Raw genomic sequence first — 19,194 nt, forward strand, 5'->3', positions numbered from 1 at the left:
CCTTTGACGGCCGGATTATAGTCCCGCGGGCTCCCAAAGCCACGCCGCGCCGCGCACCCCGCTGGCGTCGCCGTGGGCGGCGCGGGCCAGGCGCGTGGTGACGCGGTCGGAAAAGACGTAGGCCGGCCACAGCGCCGGCACGCGCGTGTAGAGCCGTTCGATGTTCGACAGCCCGCCGCCCAACACGATCACGTCGGGATCGAGCAAGTTGATGACGCTGGCCACCGCGCGCGCGAAGCGGTCTTCGTAGCGCGACAGCGCCGCCTCGGCCCGGGGCTCGCCTTGCGCCGCGCGGCGCGCCACCTCCTCGGCGGTGACCGCCTCTCCAGGGATGATTGGGGTCAGGCCACGAAAAACGCCCTCGCCGCCGGCGGCGGCGTAATCGCGGCTCAACGCCGGCCCGCACAGGAACGTCTCGATGCAGCCGAACCGCCCGCAGTAGCACGCCGGCCCCGGGCGCTCATCGTCTCGCGGGGCGGGCAGCGGGTTGTGCCCCCATTCGCCGGCAATCGCGTTCGCACCCACCACGACGCGGCCGTTCACGACGATGCCGCCGCCCGTGCCGGTGCCGATGATCACGCCGAACACGACGCCGGCGCCCGCGCCGGCGCCATCGGTCGCCTCCGACAGCGCGAAGCAGTTGGCGTCGTTGGCCAGGCGCACCGGCCGATCGAGCGCGTGTGACAGGTCCTCGGCGAGGGGCCGCCCGATCAACCACGTGGAGTTGGCGTTCTTGAGGAGGCCGGTTGCCGGTGACACGGCGCCGGGAATGCCGACCCCGACGGTGCCGCGTGCGTTGGTGTCGTGCTCGAGCGATTCGACCAGGCCCGCCACCGCGCGCACCGAGTCGTCGTAGTCGCCCCGCGGCGCGGGGATACGGCGCCGCTGCAGCGCGCGGCCGTCGGCGGCCAGGGCAATGCCTTCGATCTTGGTGCCGCCGAGATCGATGCCGATGCGCATGGGCAAGGATACTTGCTACTGCACGCGCGAGATGCCCTGCAGGTCGCCGATCGCAGAAGCCAGCGCCTGGCGCTGCTCCTTCGGCGCCAGGTCGCGCGCCGCCCACAGCACCTTCCCCGCGGTCTCCCAATCGCGGCCCAGGAGCGCGGCGGATGCCGACCCGACCAGCGCGCGCGGGTGCTTCGGATCAGCCTGCAGCACCATCGCGAAAATCGTCCTGGCCAGGCTCGGCTGCAGCGCCAGGAGCGCCATCTCACCGGCGGCCACGCGCGTCGCCGCCGGCACATCGGGACCCAGCGCCACGGTGAGCGCCTGCGCCGCTTCGTCCTTCTTGCCGGCGGCCAACAAGTCGGCGGCAATCTTCAACATCGGATGCTCGCTGGCGGGTGACGCCCACAGCGGCAGCTGCCACGTCAGCGAGTTGCCGACGGCGCTGACCTGCTGACGTTGCGAAAACTTCACGGGCAGCACGATCACCGCCGGCAGCATGTCCGGCGCGCTGGTGGAAAACAGCCACAACCCAGCCTCGATGCCGGCCATGCTCCATTCGCCCTTGTCGGTGGAGGTGATGCGGTGTTCCTTCTGTCCCGCAAACGGCTCACCGCGGAACCCGCTCAACACGTCGGCGCGAATGGTGGCCTGGTTCAGCGGCACGCCGGCGTCCGTGCGGATGGAGCCCTTGAGGCGATGGGCCATCTGCGCGTGAAGAACCGGGCTGACGATCAGTGCGGCGACCACCGCCGCGGCGAGCACTCGACGGCTCCGCTGCAAGACGACCATGGCTCCTCCGCGGCAATACTAATGCGGCTTCACCGTGGCGGTTGCGCAGATTCGGGCCGACCGCGCGGCGCCGAATGTCGCTTCCTTCGCGGCCCTCGAGGTTGCCTGGTATCACGGCTGGGCCTTGTAGCCAGGCCCGCGAATGGGCTGGCCGGGCCGTTCGGCCGTGATCCTGCCGTCCGACACCACGGCCTTGCCGTTCACCAGCACATGGGAGATGCCCGTCGAGTAGTGGTTCGGGTCCACGAACGTGGCAACGTCGCGAATGGTGGCGGGATCGAAAATGGTGACGTCGGCCTTCATGCCGGGGCGCAGCAGGCCGCGGTCGGTGATGCCGACGCGCGCGGCCGGGCGCGAGGTGAAGCGGCGCACCGCGTCTTCCAGGGTGATCAGCTTCTCGTCGCGCACGTATTTGCCGAGCACGCGCGGGAACGATCCCCAGGCTCGCGGATGGGACTTCGATTCCGAGAACGGCCCGTCTTCGGCCCTCGCGCCCGAGTCGGTGCCGATCGCGACCAGCGGATTCGCAATCGCCAGCCGGACATCGTCTTCGCGCATGATCGAGATGATCACGGAGGTCTCGGCGCGGTCGGCAATCACGAGATCCATCGCCGCGTCGCGCGGATCCTTGCCCATGGCCTTGCCGATCTCAATCAGGTTCTTGCCTTCCCATTGGCGCAGCGCCGGGTCGAGCACCGTGGACACCATGACGCCGGCGCCGCCGCCGGAACCGTACCACTGGTTTTCCCAATCCCTGGCCGCCGGGTCGTCCATGTCGCGCTTGATGCGATCGCGCAGGGTGGGATCCTTCAGGCGCTGGAGCATGGTGTCGAGCCCGCCTTCGCGCACCCACAGCGGCAGGCACGCGTCGAGTCCGTTCGAGGCGCGGTCGTAGGGGTACATGTTGGCGGTGACGTCGAGCCCGCGGGCGCGGGCCGCCTCGAAGTGCTTCAACACCTCGGGCATGCGGCCCCAGTTCGCCTTGTAGGCGGTCTTGAGGTGCCACACCTCGGCGGGAATGTTGGCGCGTTCGGCCACCGCAAACACTTCATCCAGCGACGGGATGATCTGGCCTGACTCCGAGCGTTGATGCGAAATGTAGATGCCGCCATGCTTGCGCGCGGCCTTCGCCAGCTCCACGATCTCGTCGGTGGAGGCAAACCGGTCCGGCACGTACTGCAGCGAGGTGCTGACGCCGAGCGCGCCCTGCTCCATCGCCTGCTCGACCAGCTGCTGCATTTCCGCGAGCTCGGCGGCCGAGGCCGCGCGCTGGCTGTCGCCCACCACGTAGGCGCGCAGGCGCCCGGCGCCGACGAAGGTGCCGAGATTGATGGCCGGCCGATTTTTCTCGAGACGGGCGAAGTAGTCGCCCAGGGTGCGGAAGTCGAGCACCACCTTGAAGCGGTCGTACTGCGCTTTCACGGCGGCGGCCAGGCGATCGTTGACCGGCGCGATCGACGTGCCTTCGCCGGTGATCTCGGTGGTGATGCCCTGCGTGATCTTGCTGGCGGCGCGGGGGTCCACCAGCACGTTGAATTCCGACTGCCCGAGCATGTCGATGAAGCCGGGCGCGACGACCAGGTTGGTGGCGTCGATGCGGGTGGCGGCCTTGCGACCCGCCAGCTGGCCGATCGCCGTGATGCGATCGCCGGTGATGCCGAGGTCGCCCCGGCACCACGGCGAGCCGGTGCCGTCAACGATGCGCCCGCCGGTGATGAGCACGTCAAAGTCGGCGCTGGTCGCGGGCGTGGCGGCGGGTGCCGGTGGCGTTGTCGTCTGACACGCGCTGAGCACTCCGGCTACGCACGCGATGAGAAATGACCGCTTCATGCACATCCTCCTGGTCGCGCCGAAGCTCCCGAGCCGGTCAAGAGCGAAGGCGGACGGACAGGATCCTATGTAGAATCACTGACGGATGTCGAGCATCGCCTTTCTGTGGCCCGCGATCGCCTGCGCGATTACCGGCGCGGCCCTCTACGCCACGCGCGGCGTGCTCGATCAAACCGTCACGCCTGGCGGCGTCGTCCGCTTCGCGTTGCTGCCGCCGTGGCAGGCGCTGCTCGGGTTCACTTGCCTGGCGGCGCTGGTGCTGGTCGGCATCGATCACCTGAACGCGCCCAAGGGCACGACGACGAACCGCCGCCCGCGGCTGGGCGAGCTGGTGCTGCCGCTGATGTCGCTGATCGTCCTGGTGGTGCCGTTCCTGCCGGCGGTGCCGGATCGCTGGCCGGTGTTCCAGGCGCTGGCGAGCCCGCTTGGCGCGGTGGTGTGGCTGACCGTGGCCGGCCAGCAGGCGTGGACGCTGTGGCAGAACCGCCTGCTCGTCCCGCGCTGGATCGAGAAGTGGTCCGTGGGCAGGGTGACCGCCGCGATTTGGATCGCCACCGCCGTGCTCGCCGGCCTGGCCGGCGCCCGGTTGACCGGCACGCCGCTGTTTCCATCCGGCGATGAGCCGCACTACCTGGTGATCGCGCAGAGCCTGTGGCGCGACGGCGACTTCAAGATCGAGAACAACCACACGCGCGGCGACTACGAGGAGTACTTCCATCGCGCGCTCGAGCCGCACTACCTGACGCGCGGGGCCGACAACGAGATCTACTCAATCCACCCGGTCGGCTTGCCGGTGATGATGGCGCCGGTCTACGGCGCCGGCGGCTACCCCGCCGTGGTCTTCGTGCTGATCCTCATGGGCGCCACCGCCGCCGCGATCGCGTGGTGGTGGACCATGGGCACGCTCAACGCCGCGGGCGCCGCCACCTTCGCCTGGGCCGCCATCGCCTGCTCGGCGCCGTTCCTCTTCAACACCTTCACCGTGTACCCGGAAATCGCCGCCGCCCTCGCGGTGATGATCGCGCTGGTCACGACGGTCCGGACCAATCCCGATCAGCCGGGCGTGGCGCGGTGGGTGATCGTCGGCATCGCCTGCGCCTTGCTGCCCTGGCTGAGCACGAAATACGCCCCGATGTCCGGCGCCCTCGTTGTCGTGGCGGTTGGGCGGTTGGTAACCGAGGGGTCAGACCCCTTCATGGCACGATTGCTCCGGAAGGGGTCAGACCCCCGCTTTTGGGCGGTGGCCGCGCCCTACACGCTCTCCGTGATCGGGTGGCTGGCCTTCTTCTACGCGATCTGGGGCGTGCCGCTGCCGATGGCGCCCTACGGCGCGCTGGTGCAGACGACGCCGCTCAACCTGGTCTTTGGAGCCCCGGGCCTGTTGTTCGATCAGGAGTACGGGCTGCTCGCCTTCGCGCCCGTGTATGTGCTTGCCGCCACCGGGTTGTTCCAGATGTGGCGCGCCGGCGGCACGCTGAAGCGGCTCGCCATCGAGATTGCCCTCGTCTTCGGCGCCCTGCTGGTCACCGTGGGCGCCTTCCGCATCTGGTGGGGCGGCACGTCGGCGCCGGCGCGGCCGCTGGCCTCGGGTCTGTTGCTGCTCGCGGTGCCCATCGCCATGGCGTTCCGCGCCGCCCCCGTTGGCTCGGCGCGTCGCGCCGGGCAACACCTGCTGCTGTGGGTCAGCGTCGGCATTGCCCTCACCCTCGCGGTGGCGCAAGACGGCATGCTGATCAACAACGGGCGTGACGGCACCTCGTCCCTGCTCGAGTACTGGTCGCCGCGGTGGGAACTGTGGACGCTGGCGCCGACGTTCATCTTCCACGAGTCGCCCATCGCCTGGCTGCACACGCTGTGGTGGCTCGCCATTGCCGCGCTCGCGGGTTGGTTCCTCGCCCGTCAGCGCACCGCCAGGCCCGGAATGGCGGCGCTGATCGCGGTGTCCACGTTCGGCGTGGCGCTGCTGGCCGTGTCGGTCACGTTCCCCTTTCTGCCCGCGGGCGCGGCGATGCCGCGCGTGGATCTCGGGGCGCGCTCGCGGCTGGCCTCGCTCGACGGCTTCGATGCCCGCGTGCGGCCGGCGGCCGTGATTTACGATCCGCTCCGCAAGGTGAACGCCTCGGCAGTGCTGCCGGAATTGTTCCTGGGCGTCAGGCCGCAGCAGCGGACGGATCCGCAGCCGATCCGCGTGATTCACAACGGACGATTCTCGCTGCCGGCCGGCACCTACGGCATCGACGTGACCTTCAACGATCAGGTGCCCGGACGGCCGACGCCGTTCTCGCTGCAGGTCGGCCGCGTCGGCCCGGCCCTGCAGTCCTGGACGCTCGAGCCGAAAGCCGGCGAGACCTGGCACACCAGCCTCTGGCTCGCGGTTGACGCCGGCTTCGTCGGCTTCCGCGGCCCGACCGAGATGGAACGCGCCATCAGTGCGATCTCGATCATCCCGACCGCCGTGGTTGACGTCGGCGCGCGGCCGCACGTGAGCGAGGTGCTGTCGGCGGCGACTTACGCCGGCGTGATGTTCTACTTCCACAACGAGCAGATGTATCCGGAGCCGAACGGCTTCTGGACCATCGGCCAGCGCTCGGCCGAGTTCACGGTGGCCGTGCCGCCCGGGCGCACCGCGCCGGTGGTGCTGCGCATTCACTGCGGCGCCCAGGCGAACCACGCCACCATCAACACGTTCGGGTGGCAACGCGACTACGCGCTGGTACCGGGACAGGCGGTGGAGGTGGAACTGCCGGTTGTGGCCGGCGGCGTGAGCCCGCTGACCATCGCCACCGACAACGGCTTCTCCCCGCGGCAAATCGATCCGGCCTCGAACGACAAGCGGTTCCTCGGTATCTGGGTGGAGATTCTGGACAAGGTGACACAACCATGAGCACGATTGCCGACCTGCGACGCGAGTACGCCAGCCGCGCCCTGTCTGAAGACCAGGCCAACCCCGATCCGATCCGCCAGTTCACAGTGTGGTTCGACGAGGCGGCGAGCGCGCAGCTGCTGGACGTGAACGCCATGACGCTGGCCACGGTATCGGCCAGCGGCGAGCCCGACGCGCGCACGGTCCTCCTGAAGGGCTTCGACGACGACGGGTTCGTCTTCTTCACCAATTACGACAGCGCGAAGGGTCGCGACCTGGCGGCCAACCCACGGGCCTGCCTCCTGTTCTTCTGGGCTGAACTCGAACGCCAGGTCCGCATCACCGGATCGGTGACCAAGGTCTCAAGGGCCGAGTCTGATGAGTACTTTCACTCGCGCCCGTTCGAGAGCCAGGTCGGCGCCTGGACCTCGGCGCAGAGCACGACGGTCGACGGCCGCGCCCCGCTCGAGACGCGCTACGCCGAGCTGTCGGCCCAATATGCAGGAGTCGTCGTGCCGCTGCCGCCGTTCTGGGGTGGCTACCGCGTGACGCCGGCGCGGATGGAGTTCTGGCAGGGACGGCCGAGCCGCCTGCACGACCGCATCCTGTACCAGCGCCAGTCCGAAGTCGGCTGGTCGCGGTCGCGCCTGGCGCCCTAGCGCAGCCACAGATTCGCAGCCGCAGATTTCTGGTAGATGCGCGCCCGCCTTTAGCAGCCGCAGATTTCGCCGATTCACGCAGATTCATGCCCGACCAACGCCGGGCTCCGCCCGGCGTCAGGCAATGATGCACGACCGGCAGGAATGAGCCGCATCCGCGCACCGACAGAGCGGTTCATTCCTGCCGGTCGTACATCATTGCGGCCGGCCCATGGCCGGCCGGTCGGGCCGCAGCTGGTGCGCGCGCAGGCAGAATCGACGTCATCGGCGCCATCTGCGGCCCTGGTTATTCGAGTTCGAGTGTGCCTTCTCCAACTCGCACCGCTTTCCCGCCCACCTGCACGCGCGTGATCTGACCATCGGCGTCTTCGGTGATGCGCATGTGAATGCGGCTGGGCCGGCCCATCGCCACGCCCTGGAGGCTAACCATGTCCTGGCGGCGATCGCGGCTTACCAGGCCGTGCTTCACCAGATACGAACCAAGCGGGCCGCTCGCGCCACCGGTGGCTGGATCCTCCGCCACCCCGAGTGACGGCGCGAACATCCGGCTGTAGGCGGCGACGTCGGCGGCCACCGGCTCGGTGCTGAAGATGAAGACGGCGATGTGTGAACTCGGGAACGCGCTCTTGAGCCGGCGCATGGCCGCCATATCCGGTTCGGCGGCATCGACCGCACCCCGCGTCTGCACCGGCACGAAGATGAACTGCGTGCCGCAGGAGATCTCCTCCACCGGCAAGCCGGTTGCATCGACGGCGGCGGGATCAACGCCGGCGGCGCGGATCACGTCGGCTCTCGAGGACGCCGGCTCGCGGTAGACGGGCGGGCGCTGATCCATCCAGGCAAACGACAACGCGCCGTTGGTCCACGTCAGTTCCACCCTGGTCGGACCGACGCCGAGTCCGAACACCCAGTGGTCGCGGCCGGCGGCAATCACGCCTTCGTGCGCCAGCGCGAACGTGCTGCCGATGGTCGGATGGCCCGCCATGGGAAGCTCTGAACCCGGCGTGAAGATGCGCATCCGGATGTCGGTGTCGGGCGTTTCGGCCGGCAGGATGAAGGTGCACTCCGAGAAGTTCATCTCGCGCGTGATGGTTTGCATTTGGGCGGCCGAGAGGCCGCGCGCGTCCGGGAACACAGCGAGCTGGTTCCCCTCGAACAGGCGATCCGTAAAAACGTCATAGTGCAAGTAGCGCATCACTGGATTCTACCGGGAGGGAACTGCTGGTCGGGAACGGCTACAATGCCGCGTGTTTCTCCGCGGCCTGGTCGTCCTCCTGCTTCTCGCTGCAGCCACGGTCCACGGCCAAGGCACACTCACCATCGTCGCGCCCGCGGCGCCAGGCGGCGGGTGGGATCAGACCGCTCGCGTCATGCAGCGGGTGCTGGCGGACATCGCACCGGCCGTGCGCGTGCAGGTGGACAACATCCCCGGCGCGGCCGGCACCATCGGCCTGGCGCGGTTCGTGCAGTCGGAGCGCGGCAATCCCGACGCGCTGCTGGTCACCGGCCTCGTGATGGTCAGCGGTGTCATCACCAACGCCTCGCCGGTGTCGCTGTCGGATGCCACGCCGATTGCGCGGCTGACCGGCGAGACCGAGGTGATTGTCGTGCCGGCGGCGAGCCCGTATCAATCGCTCGCCCAATTGATCGCGGCCTTTCGCAAGGATCCCGGCGGGGTCTCGTGGGGCGGCGGGTCCGCCGGCGGCACCGATGACCTGCTGGTCCGGTTGCTCGCCGAGCAACTCGGCCTGCCCCCCTCACGCGTGAACTACATCGCCTTTCCCGGCGGCGGCGCGGCGCTCGCGGCGGTGCTGGGCGGCCAGGTCACGGCGGCGGTCAGTGGCTACGGAGAGTTCGCGGGACAGATCGCGGCAGGACACCTGCGGCCGCTGGCGATCTCCGCGGCCGAGCGCATCGCGGACATCAACGCGCCCACGCTGCGCGAATCCGGCGTGCCCCTGGACCTGGCGAACTGGCGCGCCATTGTCGCTCCGCCTGGACTCTCGGATGCGGAACGCGATGCGCTGACCGCGCGCATCACACAGATGGCGGAGAGCACGGCGTGGCAACAGGCGATCGCCGCCAACGGATGGGATGACCTGTTCCTGGCCGGCGCCGGCTTCCGGCAGTTCCTGCTGGCCGAACAGGCGCGCGTCGCGGCCGTGCTGCAGCGGCTGGCCACCGCCAACGGAGACAGCCCGCCACGATTCACGCTGGCCGTCACGCCGACGACCCTGCCCAATGTCACGGTCACGATGTTCGTCGTCCTGGCTGCGGGCATGCTGGTGGGTCGCCTCCGGAATCGGCCACGTCTCGAGACTGGTCCCGCGCCCGGCAGGTCGATGACGGCGCTGCTCGGGCTCGCCTTGCTGTTGCAGCCCCTCGTCATGATCACCGCCGGCTTTGTTGCCTCTTCCACCATCACGTTCGCCGTGACCGCCGCGTCATGGCGTGGAGCGCGGCCCGCCGTGGGGACCATGGTGAAGGACCTGGTCGTCGGCGGCGTGTTCGCCACGGTCATCTACTTCGTGTTCAGCGCGGGACTCGGCGTGTCCCTGCCGCGCTTCCCGCTGCTCTAATGGGCGAACTCTGGACCGGGTTCGCCGTCGCGCTGCAACCGATCAACCTGCTGTGGGGCCTGGCGGGTGTCACGCTCGGCACGGCGGTGGGCGTGCTGCCGGGCATTGGCCCGGCGCTCACGGTGGCGTTGCTGTTGCCGGTGACCTACGGCCTCGATCCGACGGCCGCCCTGATCATGTTCGCCGGTATCTACTACGGCGCGATGTACGGGGGATCGACCACGTCCATCCTGCTGAACACGCCCGGCGAGAGCGCCACCATCGTGACCGCGCTCGACGGCCACCAGATGGCGCGCAACGGCCGCGCCGGCGCGGCGCTGGCCACCGCGGCGATCGGTTCGTTCGTCGCCGGCACGTTGGCGACGCTCGCTCTGAGCATGACGGCGCCGCTGATGGTGCGGATGGCGCTGGCCTTTGGGTCGGCGGAATACTTCGCGCTGATGGTGCTCGCGTTCGTGACCGTGACCAGCGTGCTGGGCGGGTCGCGGCTGGCCGGCTGGGTCAGCCTGACGCTGGGCCTCGCGCTCGGCGGCATCGGCATCGACGGCCTGAGCGGGCAGGCACGGTTCACCTTCGGCATCCCGTATCTGCTGGATGGGATCGACCCGGTGATTGTGGCGATCGGCCTGTTCGCCATCGGCGAAACGCTGTGGGTGGTCAGCCGCGGGCCCGGCGAGGATCAGGTGCTGCCGGTCCGCGGCTCGCTGTGGATGACGCGCAACGAGTGGCAGCGATCGTGGAAGCCGTGGCTGCGCGGCACGGCGATCGGCTTTCCGATGGGCGCGCTGCCCGCAGGCGGCGCCGAGCTGCCCACGCTGATGTCATACGCGATCGAGAAGCGGCTGTCAGCGCGGCCCGGGGAGTTCGGCCACGGCGCCATCGAGGGGGTGGCCGGTCCCGAGGCCGCCAACAACGCCGCCGCCGCCGGCACGCTCGTGCCGCTCCTCACGCTGGGGCTGCCGACCTCGGCGACCGCGGCGGTGCTGCTCGCCGCGTTTCAACAGTTCGGCCTGCAGCCGGGTCCGCTGCTCTTCGCGCACGAGCCGGCACTGGTCTGGGGCGTGATCGCGAGCCTCTACGTTGGCAACGCCATGCTGCTCGTGCTCAACCTGCCGCTCGTCGGGCTGTGGGTGAAGCTGCTGTCGATCCCGCGGCCGTGGTTGTACGGCGGCATCCTGGTCATGGCCTCGCTCGGCGCCTACAGCGTGCACCGTTCCGCGGGCGACCTGGTGCTGGTGGCGATCATCGGCATCATCGGCTTCGGTCTGCGTTACGTCGATGCCCCGGTCGCGCCGGTCATGATCGGGTTGATTCTCGGTCCGGCCGCGGAGCAGCACCTGCGGCGGGCGTTGTCGATCAGCCAGGGCGACTGGTCGGTCTTCCTGACGCGGCCGCTGTCGGCCGTGTTGTTGGGCGCCGCCATGGCGATCATCGCGCTCACCGCCATCCGCCGGAAGGCCGGTAGAATCGAGGCATGAAGCTCAGCGACCTATTCGGCGGCGGCATGGGCATCCCCGCCGACCAGTTCCCCGATCCGGCCGTCGACATTCCGCCCGACACCACCGGCGCCCCGCAGACCGTCGTCCTTGGCGGCGGCTGCTTCTGGTGCACCGAGGCGGTGTTCGTCAAGCTCGATGGCGTGATCAGCGTCGTGTCCGGCTATGCCGGCGGCACCGCCGCGACCGCGGATTACCAGAGCGTCTGCAGCGGCATGACCGACCACGCGGAGGTGATCCGCGTGCGCTACGACTCGAGCCGCATCTCGTTCGGCCAGGTGCTCAAGGTGTTCTTCGCCATTGCCCACGACCCGACGCAGCTCAATCGCCAGGGCAACGACATGGGCCGGCAGTACCGGTCCGCGATCTTCTACGGCAGCGTGAATCAGGAACAAGTGGCGAGGGCCTATCTCCAGCAACTGGAAGAGGCGAAGGTGTTCGAGCAGCCGATCGTGACCACCGTCGAGCCCCTGATCGAGTTCTTCGAGGCCGAGGCCTACCACCAGGACTTCGTCGCCCGGAACCCGGCGCAGCCCTACGTGGCGGCGGTGGCGATGCCCAAGGTCAGGAAGCTCGAGAAGGCCTTCGGCGACAAGTTGAAGAAGTCGTGAGACATAATAGGGGTCTTGTGCGCTCGTAGCTCAACTGGATAGAGCATCAGCCTTCGAAGCTGGGGGTCGCAGGTTCGAGTCCTGCCGAGCGCACCATTCGATTCGCCCTCTGATCCCTGCTCCCTGATCCCCGCTTTCGCCTACACTCTGGGGAGCGCCGATGCCCAGCACGACTGCCCCTCCCAACTGGGCGGAACTCCCGGACGAAGAGCTTCTCAACCTTCGCCTCGCGGCGCTCCCCCTCCGCCTCGACGGCACGGTCGTCGAATCGCGCATTGGCCAGCTCAAGGCCGAACTCGAGGCCCGCGGCCTCACCTTCCCCCTGCACTTCTACCTGTCGGACGAGTGGTTCACACCGGACGGCCAGGCCTCGATGGCGGTGCCCTTCTACCTGGCGCATCCGCGCCTCGAACGGCTCGAGAAATCCCAGATGCTCGAAGTGGAAGGCGGCGAGCACGACTGGTGCATGCGCATCCTGCGCCACGAAGCCGGCCACGTCATCGACAACGCCTACAAGCTCCGCCTCCGCCGCCCCCGCCGGAAGGTCTTCGGCCGCTCGTCGGAGCCGTACCCCGAGTTCTACGCGCCGCGGCCGTACAGCAAGAGCTTCGTGCTGCACCTGGACCCGTGGTACGCGCAGAGCCACCCCGACGAGGATTTCGCCGAGACCTTCGCGGTGTGGCTGACGCCTGAATCCAACTGGAAGACCCGCTACACGGGCTGGCCGGCCATCAAGAAGCTCGAGTACATGGACGAGCTGATGAAGTCGCTGGTCGGCAGGCAGCCGCTGCTCGAGCGGACCGACGAAGTGGACCCGCTGCGCAAACTGAACCGCAGCCTCCGCTTTCATTACCGCCGCAAGCGCCGGCACTACGGCGTCGATCACCCGACCTTCTACGATCGCGACCTGCGGCGGCTGTTCTCGGACGCGCCGGAACACGCGCACCACATGACCGCGCCGCAGTTCCTCGCCCGCATCCGCGGGCCGGTCCGCAAGATGGTCGCCGAGTGGACCGGCATCTACCAGTACACCATCGACAAGGTGTTCGAAGACATCATTGTCCGATGCCGCGAGCTCAAGCTTCGCCTCGCCGTGCCTGAGGAACAGGCGCGGCAGGAATTCACGGTGCTGCTGACCGTGCAGGTGATGAACTACCTGCACAGCGGACGCCATCGGGTGGCCCTTTGAAACCTCAACGCGTTCTGACCCTCGTCCACAAAGGCCTCGAACCGCCAGACGAGGCGCCCGACAAGGAGGTCGCGTCCACCGCGTCGTGGCGCATGGAGTATGACGTCGTCCAGACGCTCCGCGCCCTCGGCCACGAGCTGCGCGTGATCGGCGTGCACGACGACCTCACGCCGATCCGCAGCTCGATCGAAGACTTCAAGCCCTCGATCACCTTCAACCTGATGGAGGCGTTCGACGACGTGGTGGTGTTCGACCAGAACGTGGTGAGCTACCTCGAGTTGCTGAAGGTGCCGTACACCGGCTGCAACCCGCGGGGCCTGACGCTGTCGCGCGACAAGGGCCTGGCCAAGAAGCTGATGGCGTATCACCGCATCCCGGTGCCCGACTTCCTGGTGGTGCCGCTCGGCCGCAAGCCGAAGTTGCCCAAGCGCCTCCACTTCCCGCTGATCGTCAAGTCGCTGACCTACGAGTCGTCCACGGGCATTTCACAGGCGTCGGTGGTCGAGAACGACGAGCAGCTGAACAGGCGCGTGCAGTTCATCCACGACACCATCATGACCCCCGCCATCGTCGAGGAATTCATCGACGGCCGCGAGCTCTACGTCGGCGTACTCGGCAACGATCGCCTGCAGGTGCTCCCGGTGTGGGAGATGTCGTTCTCGAAGATGCCCGAGAACAGCTGGCGCATCGCCACCGAGCGGGTGAAGTGGAGCGTCAAGTACCAGAAGAAGCACGGCATCGACACGGCGGAGGCGGGGCTGCCGGACGACATCACGGCGAAGGTGCAGCACCTCGCCAAGCGCGTCTACCGCGCGCTGGATCTCAGCGGCTACGCGCGCGTTGACCTTCGCATGAAGGCCAACGGCGACTTGTTCGTGATTGAGGCCAACCCGAATCCGCAGCTGGCGCAGGGTGAAGACTTCGCCGAGTCGGCCCGGCGAGCGGGCGTGTCGTATGCCAAGCTCATCGAGCGGATCATCGGCCTCGGGCTGCAGTGGCAGCCGTCGCGCATGGCGTAAGGGCGAATTGGGGTCAGGTCAAGAAAATCACAGTTTGGGATAGTTGGGGTCTGACCCCAATCATCCCAAACTGTGATTTTCTTGACCTGACCCCAATCATCCCTATTTCGTCGGCTTCAGCGTCAGCTTCTGCATGCGCCAGTTGAGCAACTCGCCCACGTAGAGCTCGTTCTCCGACGGGCAGGCAATCTCGTGGATCCAGCCGAACTGCTTGGGCTGGTGCCCGGACTTGCCGAGCATCCCCAGCACCTTGCCGTCGAGCGACAGCTTGTAGATGCGGCCGGGGAACGCGTCGGCGGAATAGAGATACTGCGTCGGCCCGCCCGACACGCAAATCGCCCACGGCGCGCCGCTCTGGGCGGTGGCGCCCTCCGGCGTCGGCGTGTTGCCAAACCACGGCTGCGTCCCCGCCGGCACCGGCACGTCGATGGTGATCGTCCGCAGGTGGTTGCCGTCGGGATCGAACACCTGGATGCGGCGGTTACCGCGGTCGGCCACGTAGATGTTGCCCTTGGCGTCGTTGGCGATACTGTGCGGCGTGTTGAACTCGCCTTCCTTGGTGCCGCGCTCGCCCCACGACTTCACCCAGTCACCGTCCTTGGTGAACTTGGCGACGCGCGAGTTGATATAGCCGTCGCTGATGAAGATGTTGCCCTGCGTGTCCCACGCCACGTCGGTCGGCTCGCGGAACTGCCCGTTGACGTGCGGGCGAACCGGGGTGACGCGCGTCCACGGCTCGGCGTGGTCCGACGCTTCCTTCTTGCGGCCGAACACCATCACGACCCGGCCTTCGGGGTTGAACTTGACCACCATGTCAGAGCCCTTGTCGATGGCCCAGATGTTGTCGTCCTTGTCGACGCGGACGACGTGGGCGTAGGCCCAGGCGTAGAGGCCCTTGCCGATCTCGCGGATGAACTTGCCGTCGGGCCCGAACTCGAGCAACTGCGACGCCGTCGCGGCGTAGGCCGGGCCGCTGGCGCTGTTGCCGCGGTTGTAGATGAAGATGTGCTTCTTCGAATTGACGGCCACGCCCGAGACCTCGCCCAGGTGCATGTCGGGCGGCAACTTCAGGAAGTTGATGTCGGAATCGAACGGAATCTCAGGCACCGCCTGCTGCTGCGCGGCAGCAAACGACGAACCCGTCACAATTACCAGCGCAATGAGCCAGCGTTTCATTTATCCCCCTCAGAACACAGTGTCTAACCCGCCCCGGCAACCCCGGGCGTGCGACACACTTTATCGCTATTTCGGCAGCAGCGGCCTCAGCTTCGAGGATTGTTCGATGGCATCCCGGCACGACTCGCCCGGCGGGCCGCCGGCCGCGTCTCTCACCAGGGCCGGCGTCGCGCCGGCATCGTGCTTCAACAGGTAGCCGAGCGTGGCCACCCGCACGTCGCACGACCACGACCGTCCGCCAGCGGCGTAGGCCTGCCTGATGCGGCCGACCATGGCCGCGGAGCCAAACCGCTCGAGGCGGACCGCGGCATCGATTCGCTCGTCGAGAATCCCCTGCTGCAGCCCCCGCAGCCAGATCTCGTCGAACTCGGCGAACGCGGCGTCGGGCAGCGCCGACAGCGTCGTCATTGAGACGCGCAACTCGTTGCGTCCCAGCTCCGACAGCATCAACGGCCGCGCCTCTTGCGGCGCCAGATCGAACAACCGGCGCAGGGCGATATCCCGCAGCTTCGCCGATTCATCCGGTGGATTTTGATAGAGCGCCTTGATCACGGGGCCCATCGCCGAGAATCGAAAGCGATCCCAGTTCCAGAACAGCAGGTTGAACTGGACCTCGAAATCCACCAGGCGGAACGCGGCGGCGGCCTCTTGCGGGAAGTTCTTGAGCGCGGGACCGAACTTGCCGACCAGGCGGGTGTCTTCGTAGCGGCCCAGGTCGGCCAGTTCGTCGGCGATCTCGGCGGTGAGCGCGCCCGGTCCGCCGCCGACGGCGACCGCTTGCGCCCGGGCGGTCGCCGCCCGCTCGAGTTCCGCATCCGACGCGGTCTGCGCGAACGTCGCGGCCGCTGGCACCAGCCACGCGACCATCACGAACGGCACGAGTGCCCGGCGGAGTCTCACTGCGCGATCAGGCGGGCAAATTCGGGCAGTCCCTTCAGCGCAGCGAACAGCGGGTCCGCGGCGGCCTGTGGCTTCCACTGTTTGGGCTGGCGGCGAATGGCCTGCGCCAGCTGGTCGAGCGCCTGCCTGGTGTCGCCGGCTTGCGCGTAGCGCTGCGCCAGCGCGTAGATCGCCGGCTCGCTGCGCGGGTTGATCGCAAGCGCCTTCTTCTGCTCGGAGATGGCGTCGGCGAACTTCCCTTCCTTGGCCAGCTGCGCGGAGCGCTCGGTCAGGCGGTTCGGCACGCCGAGCGTCATGTTCAGCAGACGGCGCAGCTCCTTGAACGGCTCTTCCGCATCGTCCACGCGCAGGTCGACGATGCGCTCGACGGTGGATTCGGAATTGGGCGGCAACGGCCGCACCACCAGGATCCCGGCGGACTGCATGCCGCGCGTATCGCCGCCCTTCGACTGCCCGGCATCGAGCGCGTCCATCAGGCGTTCGGCCATCGAGCCCTTGCCGTTCTGATACGCCGCGGCCATCGCCTTCACCACCTCTTCACTCGCCAGCGTGTTGCCTTGCGCGGAGAAGTTGAGGCCGGCGGCATGGCCGGCGAAGCCGCCGAGGTGCACGAGGTCCTTCGGGTCCGAGTTGCGATCGATCACGCGCTTGCCGGTGTAGACCGCCGAGCGTCCCTTGGTATCGATCACCGCCACCTGGCGGGTATCACGTCCCGGATCCTCATCCGTAATCCGCTTGACGACTTCCGCTGGCGACAGGCCCTGCTCGAGCAGGGCAATGGCCTTGGGGCCGTACTGGCGATTCGCCGACGCCTGGGTGGCCACGGCGCCGACGCCGGGTTTCGCGTACGGCACCGCGGCGCCCGCCCCGAATGCGCGCGACTGGACCCCGACGCCGAGCTCGTTGGTGGCCGGATCGAAGGCGATGATCGAGAAGGTGCCGAACCAGGGATCCCCGGCGGTGGCGGGCTTCGGCGCATCTTGAGCCTGCAAGGTCACCGAGGCCAACAAGGCGACAACGAATAGTCGAGTCATAGCGGCCACAGTCTAGCGAACAATTGAGGCGCCGCGGGAGGCCTACTGATCGCCGAGCAGCCGCTTCAACTTGGCCACGTCGCCGATGATCTCGACGGCGCCGCAGTCGCGGCACATCAAAGCCTTGGTCATCACGTCGCCGGTCTGCATGGTCAGAAATTTCGAGTCACTGGGACGGAACGTCAGGCGCACCGGCGAATACACTGCGCCGCCCGCGATAAATTCACCGCCGCATCGAGCACAGTTGGCCATGGCCTATTGTGCCTCAGCAACCACCGAGTCGCTTGGAGTTGCGCCAGACTGTGCAGTTGTGTCCGCCGGCGCGCGGGCACCGCGGTCCTTCACGCCGGCGTTCGGTCCATCGCTTCGAGCGCGCGGACGCCGGTGCGCATGCCGAGCAGCCACGTCGCCAGGCTGAGGATCCCCGCCGACGCGAAGCAAAGGTAGAACAGCACCTGCTGCGTGTCGGTGAGCGGCCGCTGGCGGACCTGGCTGAACAGGTAGACGCTCGACGGCCACCCGAGCAGCCCGATCATCACGATGATGAACAACACCGCCACGATCATGAAGGCGACGCCGCCGTAGGAGCCGGCCACCTGGCTGGGGTTGTCGGCGGCAAAGCGCGGGTAGCGGGCGCCGAGCCCGGTGGCGAGGCCCACCAGCGCGAACGCCATGAACACGATCGCCACCGCCGACAGCCGCTTCAGGAATGGGTCCACGCCCAGCAGCTCGTTGCCGGTAACGATGAGAACCTCGGTCAGCAACAGCACCGGCACCAGGCCGGTCCAGAACTTCGACCACAGGAAGTCGCGCAGCGAAATCGGCGCCGAGCGGATGATCCAGAACGCCGAGCCTTCGGCCGACACCGCCGGAAACACGAACCGCACGGCCACCGTTGACATCACGAACGACGCCATGGCCAGGTTGAGGAACGCATAGAGGTTCTTGACCACGCCGCTCATGTACGGCAGGCGATCGAGGTCGAGCACCTTGAAGTTGTAGAGATAGACGAGCATCAGGGCGACCAGCAGCAGCAATTGCGACCACTGGCTCACGTCCCGCAAGAACACCTTCAGGTCTTTCACCAGCAGGTGGCGCCGCACCGGCGACAGCGGCAGCAGCCCGGCCAGCCGATCGACGACCCGCCACTGCGCGAACCGCGCCTTGCGCGCCTCCTGCGACTTGCTGAACCCGGCGAAGTGCCAGCGCTCGAACGCCGCGCCCACCAGCACCACCACCGCCGCCGCGGTCGTCCACAACGCGGCAATGTGCAACCAGTCGCGGCCGCCATGCACGCCGGCAAACAGCGCCTCCCCGGCCCAGAACGACGGCAGCAGCGGCGTGATCGGCGACTGGAGCGTGGCGAAGAACGCGGTCACTTCCGGCATCGACTCGACGCGCAGCAGGCGTTCCGGCTGGAGGAAGCGGAGCAGCAGCACGATGCTGGTCGCGAACACCAGGCCCATGAACATCAGGATGTCGCGCGCGCGCTGGGCCTGAAACACGTTGACGAGCAGGAGCGTGACCGCGGCGCCGACGCCGACCGGAATCACGACGAACGGCACCACGGTCAGGATGGCGATGGGGATGAACGACAGCGGCGCGCACTTGGCGGCGCCGATGCCGGCCAGCACGGGCACCAGGAAGACCACCACCATCCAGCCCGACTGCCCCAGCGTCCGCGCGAATCGCGCCAGGAACAGCCGCCGCGGCGCCACCGGCGCCGCGAGGATCAGCCGCAGGTCCTCCGACAGGAAGAAGGTGGACAGCGAGGTCACCACCGCGCTGAACGCGAGGAACGACAGGAAGGTGAGAAACAGCCACGACAGGCCGATGCGAATCAGGTAGTCGCCCAGTTCGGTGTAGTCCGCGGCCTGCCAGGTGACCCAGAACGAGCCGGTGAACAGCGCGCCGATCACGGCCACGGCGATGCCGCCGAACATCAGGCCGCGCAGCAGGTCGCCCTTCTCGCGCCGCCGCGCGCGATTGCGCGACGCCCACCATGTGGGCAGCAGCAAGTACGGAAACGGCCGGACTTCCGATGCGGTCTTCACCGAAATGGCCCAACCAGCGATGACCTGCGCGCGTGGCAGACCGC

Annotated in this window: 16 protein-coding genes and 1 tRNA gene; 8 read left to right on the forward strand and 9 right to left on the reverse strand. The window is 68.0% G+C overall.

What is annotated here, in order from left to right:
- Positions 1-15: 15 nt before the first annotated feature.
- The 3 genes from WC815_04560 to WC815_04570 form a co-directional block, all read right to left on the reverse strand.
- Positions 16-960: an ROK family protein gene (locus WC815_04560; protein MFA5908031.1), complete on the reverse strand. Its 945-nt coding sequence runs from the start codon at positions 958-960 to the stop codon at positions 16-18.
- Positions 961-975: 15 nt separating this feature from the next.
- On the reverse strand, positions 976-1,740 hold the full coding sequence (locus WC815_04565) for a hypothetical protein (protein MFA5908032.1): 765 nt from the start codon (positions 1,738-1,740) through the stop codon (positions 976-978).
- A gap of 111 nt (positions 1,741-1,851) precedes the next feature.
- The gene (locus tag WC815_04570) at positions 1,852-3,570 is read right to left on the reverse strand and encodes a D-aminoacylase (GenBank protein MFA5908033.1); all 1,719 of its coding nucleotides are present in this window, start codon (positions 3,568-3,570) and stop codon (positions 1,852-1,854) included.
- Positions 3,571-3,655: 85 nt separating this feature from the next.
- Between WC815_04570 and WC815_04575 the strand changes: the two genes are divergently transcribed.
- Entirely contained in the window at positions 3,656-6,454 is a 2,799-nt protein-coding gene (locus WC815_04575) for a hypothetical protein (protein ID MFA5908034.1), read from the forward strand.
- Positions 6,451-7,092: a pyridoxamine 5'-phosphate oxidase gene (pdxH, locus tag WC815_04580; protein MFA5908035.1), complete on the forward strand. Its 642-nt coding sequence runs from the start codon at positions 6,451-6,453 to the stop codon at positions 7,090-7,092. The genes WC815_04575 and pdxH overlap by 4 nt, the downstream gene beginning before the upstream one ends.
- A gap of 286 nt (positions 7,093-7,378) precedes the next feature.
- Here pdxH and WC815_04585 read toward each other — a convergent pair whose 3' ends face one another.
- Positions 7,379-8,287, reverse strand: a complete 909-nt coding sequence (locus tag WC815_04585) for a PhzF family phenazine biosynthesis protein (protein MFA5908036.1) — start codon at positions 8,285-8,287, stop codon at positions 7,379-7,381.
- A 52-nt stretch (positions 8,288-8,339) separates the two neighbouring features.
- On the opposite strand from WC815_04585, the gene WC815_04590 reads away from it, so the two are divergent.
- The 6 genes from WC815_04590 to WC815_04615 all read left to right on the forward strand — a co-directional run bounded on the left by WC815_04590 (position 8,340) and on the right by WC815_04615 (position 13,986).
- Positions 8,340-9,671: a tripartite tricarboxylate transporter substrate binding protein gene (locus WC815_04590; GenBank protein ID MFA5908037.1), complete on the forward strand. Its 1,332-nt coding sequence runs from the start codon at positions 8,340-8,342 to the stop codon at positions 9,669-9,671.
- Positions 9,671-11,149 (forward strand): tripartite tricarboxylate transporter permease, encoded by a 1,479-nt coding sequence (locus WC815_04595; GenBank protein MFA5908038.1) that lies wholly within the window; start codon positions 9,671-9,673, stop codon positions 11,147-11,149. The genes WC815_04590 and WC815_04595 overlap by 1 nt, the downstream gene beginning before the upstream one ends.
- Complete coding sequence (gene msrA / locus WC815_04600) at positions 11,146-11,778, forward strand: peptide-methionine (S)-S-oxide reductase MsrA (GenBank protein MFA5908039.1); 633 nt, start codon at positions 11,146-11,148, stop codon at positions 11,776-11,778. Before WC815_04595 ends, msrA begins: the two co-directional genes overlap by 4 nt.
- A 19-nt stretch (positions 11,779-11,797) precedes the next feature.
- Positions 11,798-11,874, forward strand: a tRNA-Arg gene (locus tag WC815_04605).
- 64 nt (positions 11,875-11,938) lie between these two features.
- Positions 11,939-12,967 (forward strand): hypothetical protein, encoded by a 1,029-nt coding sequence (locus tag WC815_04610; GenBank protein ID MFA5908040.1) that lies wholly within the window; start codon positions 11,939-11,941, stop codon positions 12,965-12,967.
- A complete protein-coding gene (locus tag WC815_04615) occupies positions 12,964-13,986 on the forward strand; it encodes an ATP-grasp domain-containing protein (protein ID MFA5908041.1) in 1,023 nt (340 codons plus the stop codon). The genes WC815_04610 and WC815_04615 overlap by 4 nt, the downstream gene beginning before the upstream one ends.
- Before the next feature lie 102 nt (positions 13,987-14,088).
- Here the strand turns inward: WC815_04615 and WC815_04620 are convergent, their stop codons facing one another.
- The 5 genes from WC815_04620 to WC815_04640 form a co-directional block, all read right to left on the reverse strand.
- On the reverse strand, positions 14,089-15,162 hold the full coding sequence (locus WC815_04620) for a peptidyl-alpha-hydroxyglycine alpha-amidating lyase family protein (protein ID MFA5908042.1): 1,074 nt from the start codon (positions 15,160-15,162) through the stop codon (positions 14,089-14,091).
- A 66-nt stretch (positions 15,163-15,228) separates the two neighbouring features.
- Positions 15,229-16,062: a hypothetical protein gene (locus WC815_04625; protein MFA5908043.1), complete on the reverse strand. Its 834-nt coding sequence runs from the start codon at positions 16,060-16,062 to the stop codon at positions 15,229-15,231.
- The gene (locus WC815_04630; GenBank protein ID MFA5908044.1) at positions 16,059-17,096 is read right to left on the reverse strand and encodes a DUF1028 domain-containing protein; all 1,038 of its coding nucleotides are present in this window, start codon (positions 17,094-17,096) and stop codon (positions 16,059-16,061) included. The genes WC815_04625 and WC815_04630 overlap by 4 nt, the downstream gene beginning before the upstream one ends.
- Before the next feature lie 42 nt (positions 17,097-17,138).
- Entirely contained in the window at positions 17,139-17,348 is a 210-nt protein-coding gene (locus WC815_04635) for a hypothetical protein (protein ID MFA5908045.1), read from the reverse strand.
- A gap of 89 nt (positions 17,349-17,437) precedes the next feature.
- A complete protein-coding gene (locus WC815_04640; protein MFA5908046.1) occupies positions 17,438-19,150 on the reverse strand; it encodes a hypothetical protein in 1,713 nt (570 codons plus the stop codon).
- Between the last annotated feature and the right edge of the window lie 44 nt (positions 19,151-19,194).

It is taken from the genome of Vicinamibacterales bacterium, assembly GCA_041659285.1.
In the GTDB taxonomy this organism is placed as follows: domain Bacteria; phylum Acidobacteriota; class Vicinamibacteria; order Vicinamibacterales; family UBA2999; genus 12-FULL-67-14b.

Coding starts and splice junctions, on each gene's coding strand:
- WC815_04635 (MFA5908045.1), bottom strand. CDS start 17,348: ATGGCCAACTGTGCTCGATGCGGCGGTGAATTTATCGCGGGCGGCGCA.
- WC815_04585 (MFA5908036.1), bottom strand. CDS start 8,287: ATGCGCTACTTGCACTATGACGTTTTTACGGATCGCCTGTTCGAGGGG.
- WC815_04570 (MFA5908033.1), bottom strand. CDS start 3,570: ATGAAGCGGTCATTTCTCATCGCGTGCGTAGCCGGAGTGCTCAGCGCG.
- WC815_04620 (MFA5908042.1), bottom strand. CDS start 15,162: ATGAAACGCTGGCTCATTGCGCTGGTAATTGTGACGGGTTCGTCGTTT.
- msrA (MFA5908039.1), top strand. CDS start 11,146: ATGAAGCTCAGCGACCTATTCGGCGGCGGCATGGGCATCCCCGCCGAC.
- WC815_04565 (MFA5908032.1), bottom strand. CDS start 1,740: ATGGTCGTCTTGCAGCGGAGCCGTCGAGTGCTCGCCGCGGCGGTGGTC.
- WC815_04575 (MFA5908034.1), top strand. CDS start 3,656: ATGTCGAGCATCGCCTTTCTGTGGCCCGCGATCGCCTGCGCGATTACC.
- WC815_04595 (MFA5908038.1), top strand. CDS start 9,671: ATGGGCGAACTCTGGACCGGGTTCGCCGTCGCGCTGCAACCGATCAAC.
- WC815_04630 (MFA5908044.1), bottom strand. CDS start 17,096: ATGACTCGACTATTCGTTGTCGCCTTGTTGGCCTCGGTGACCTTGCAG.
- pdxH (MFA5908035.1), top strand. CDS start 6,451: ATGAGCACGATTGCCGACCTGCGACGCGAGTACGCCAGCCGCGCCCTG.
- WC815_04560 (MFA5908031.1), bottom strand. CDS start 960: ATGCGCATCGGCATCGATCTCGGCGGCACCAAGATCGAAGGCATTGCC.
- WC815_04610 (MFA5908040.1), top strand. CDS start 11,939: ATGCCCAGCACGACTGCCCCTCCCAACTGGGCGGAACTCCCGGACGAA.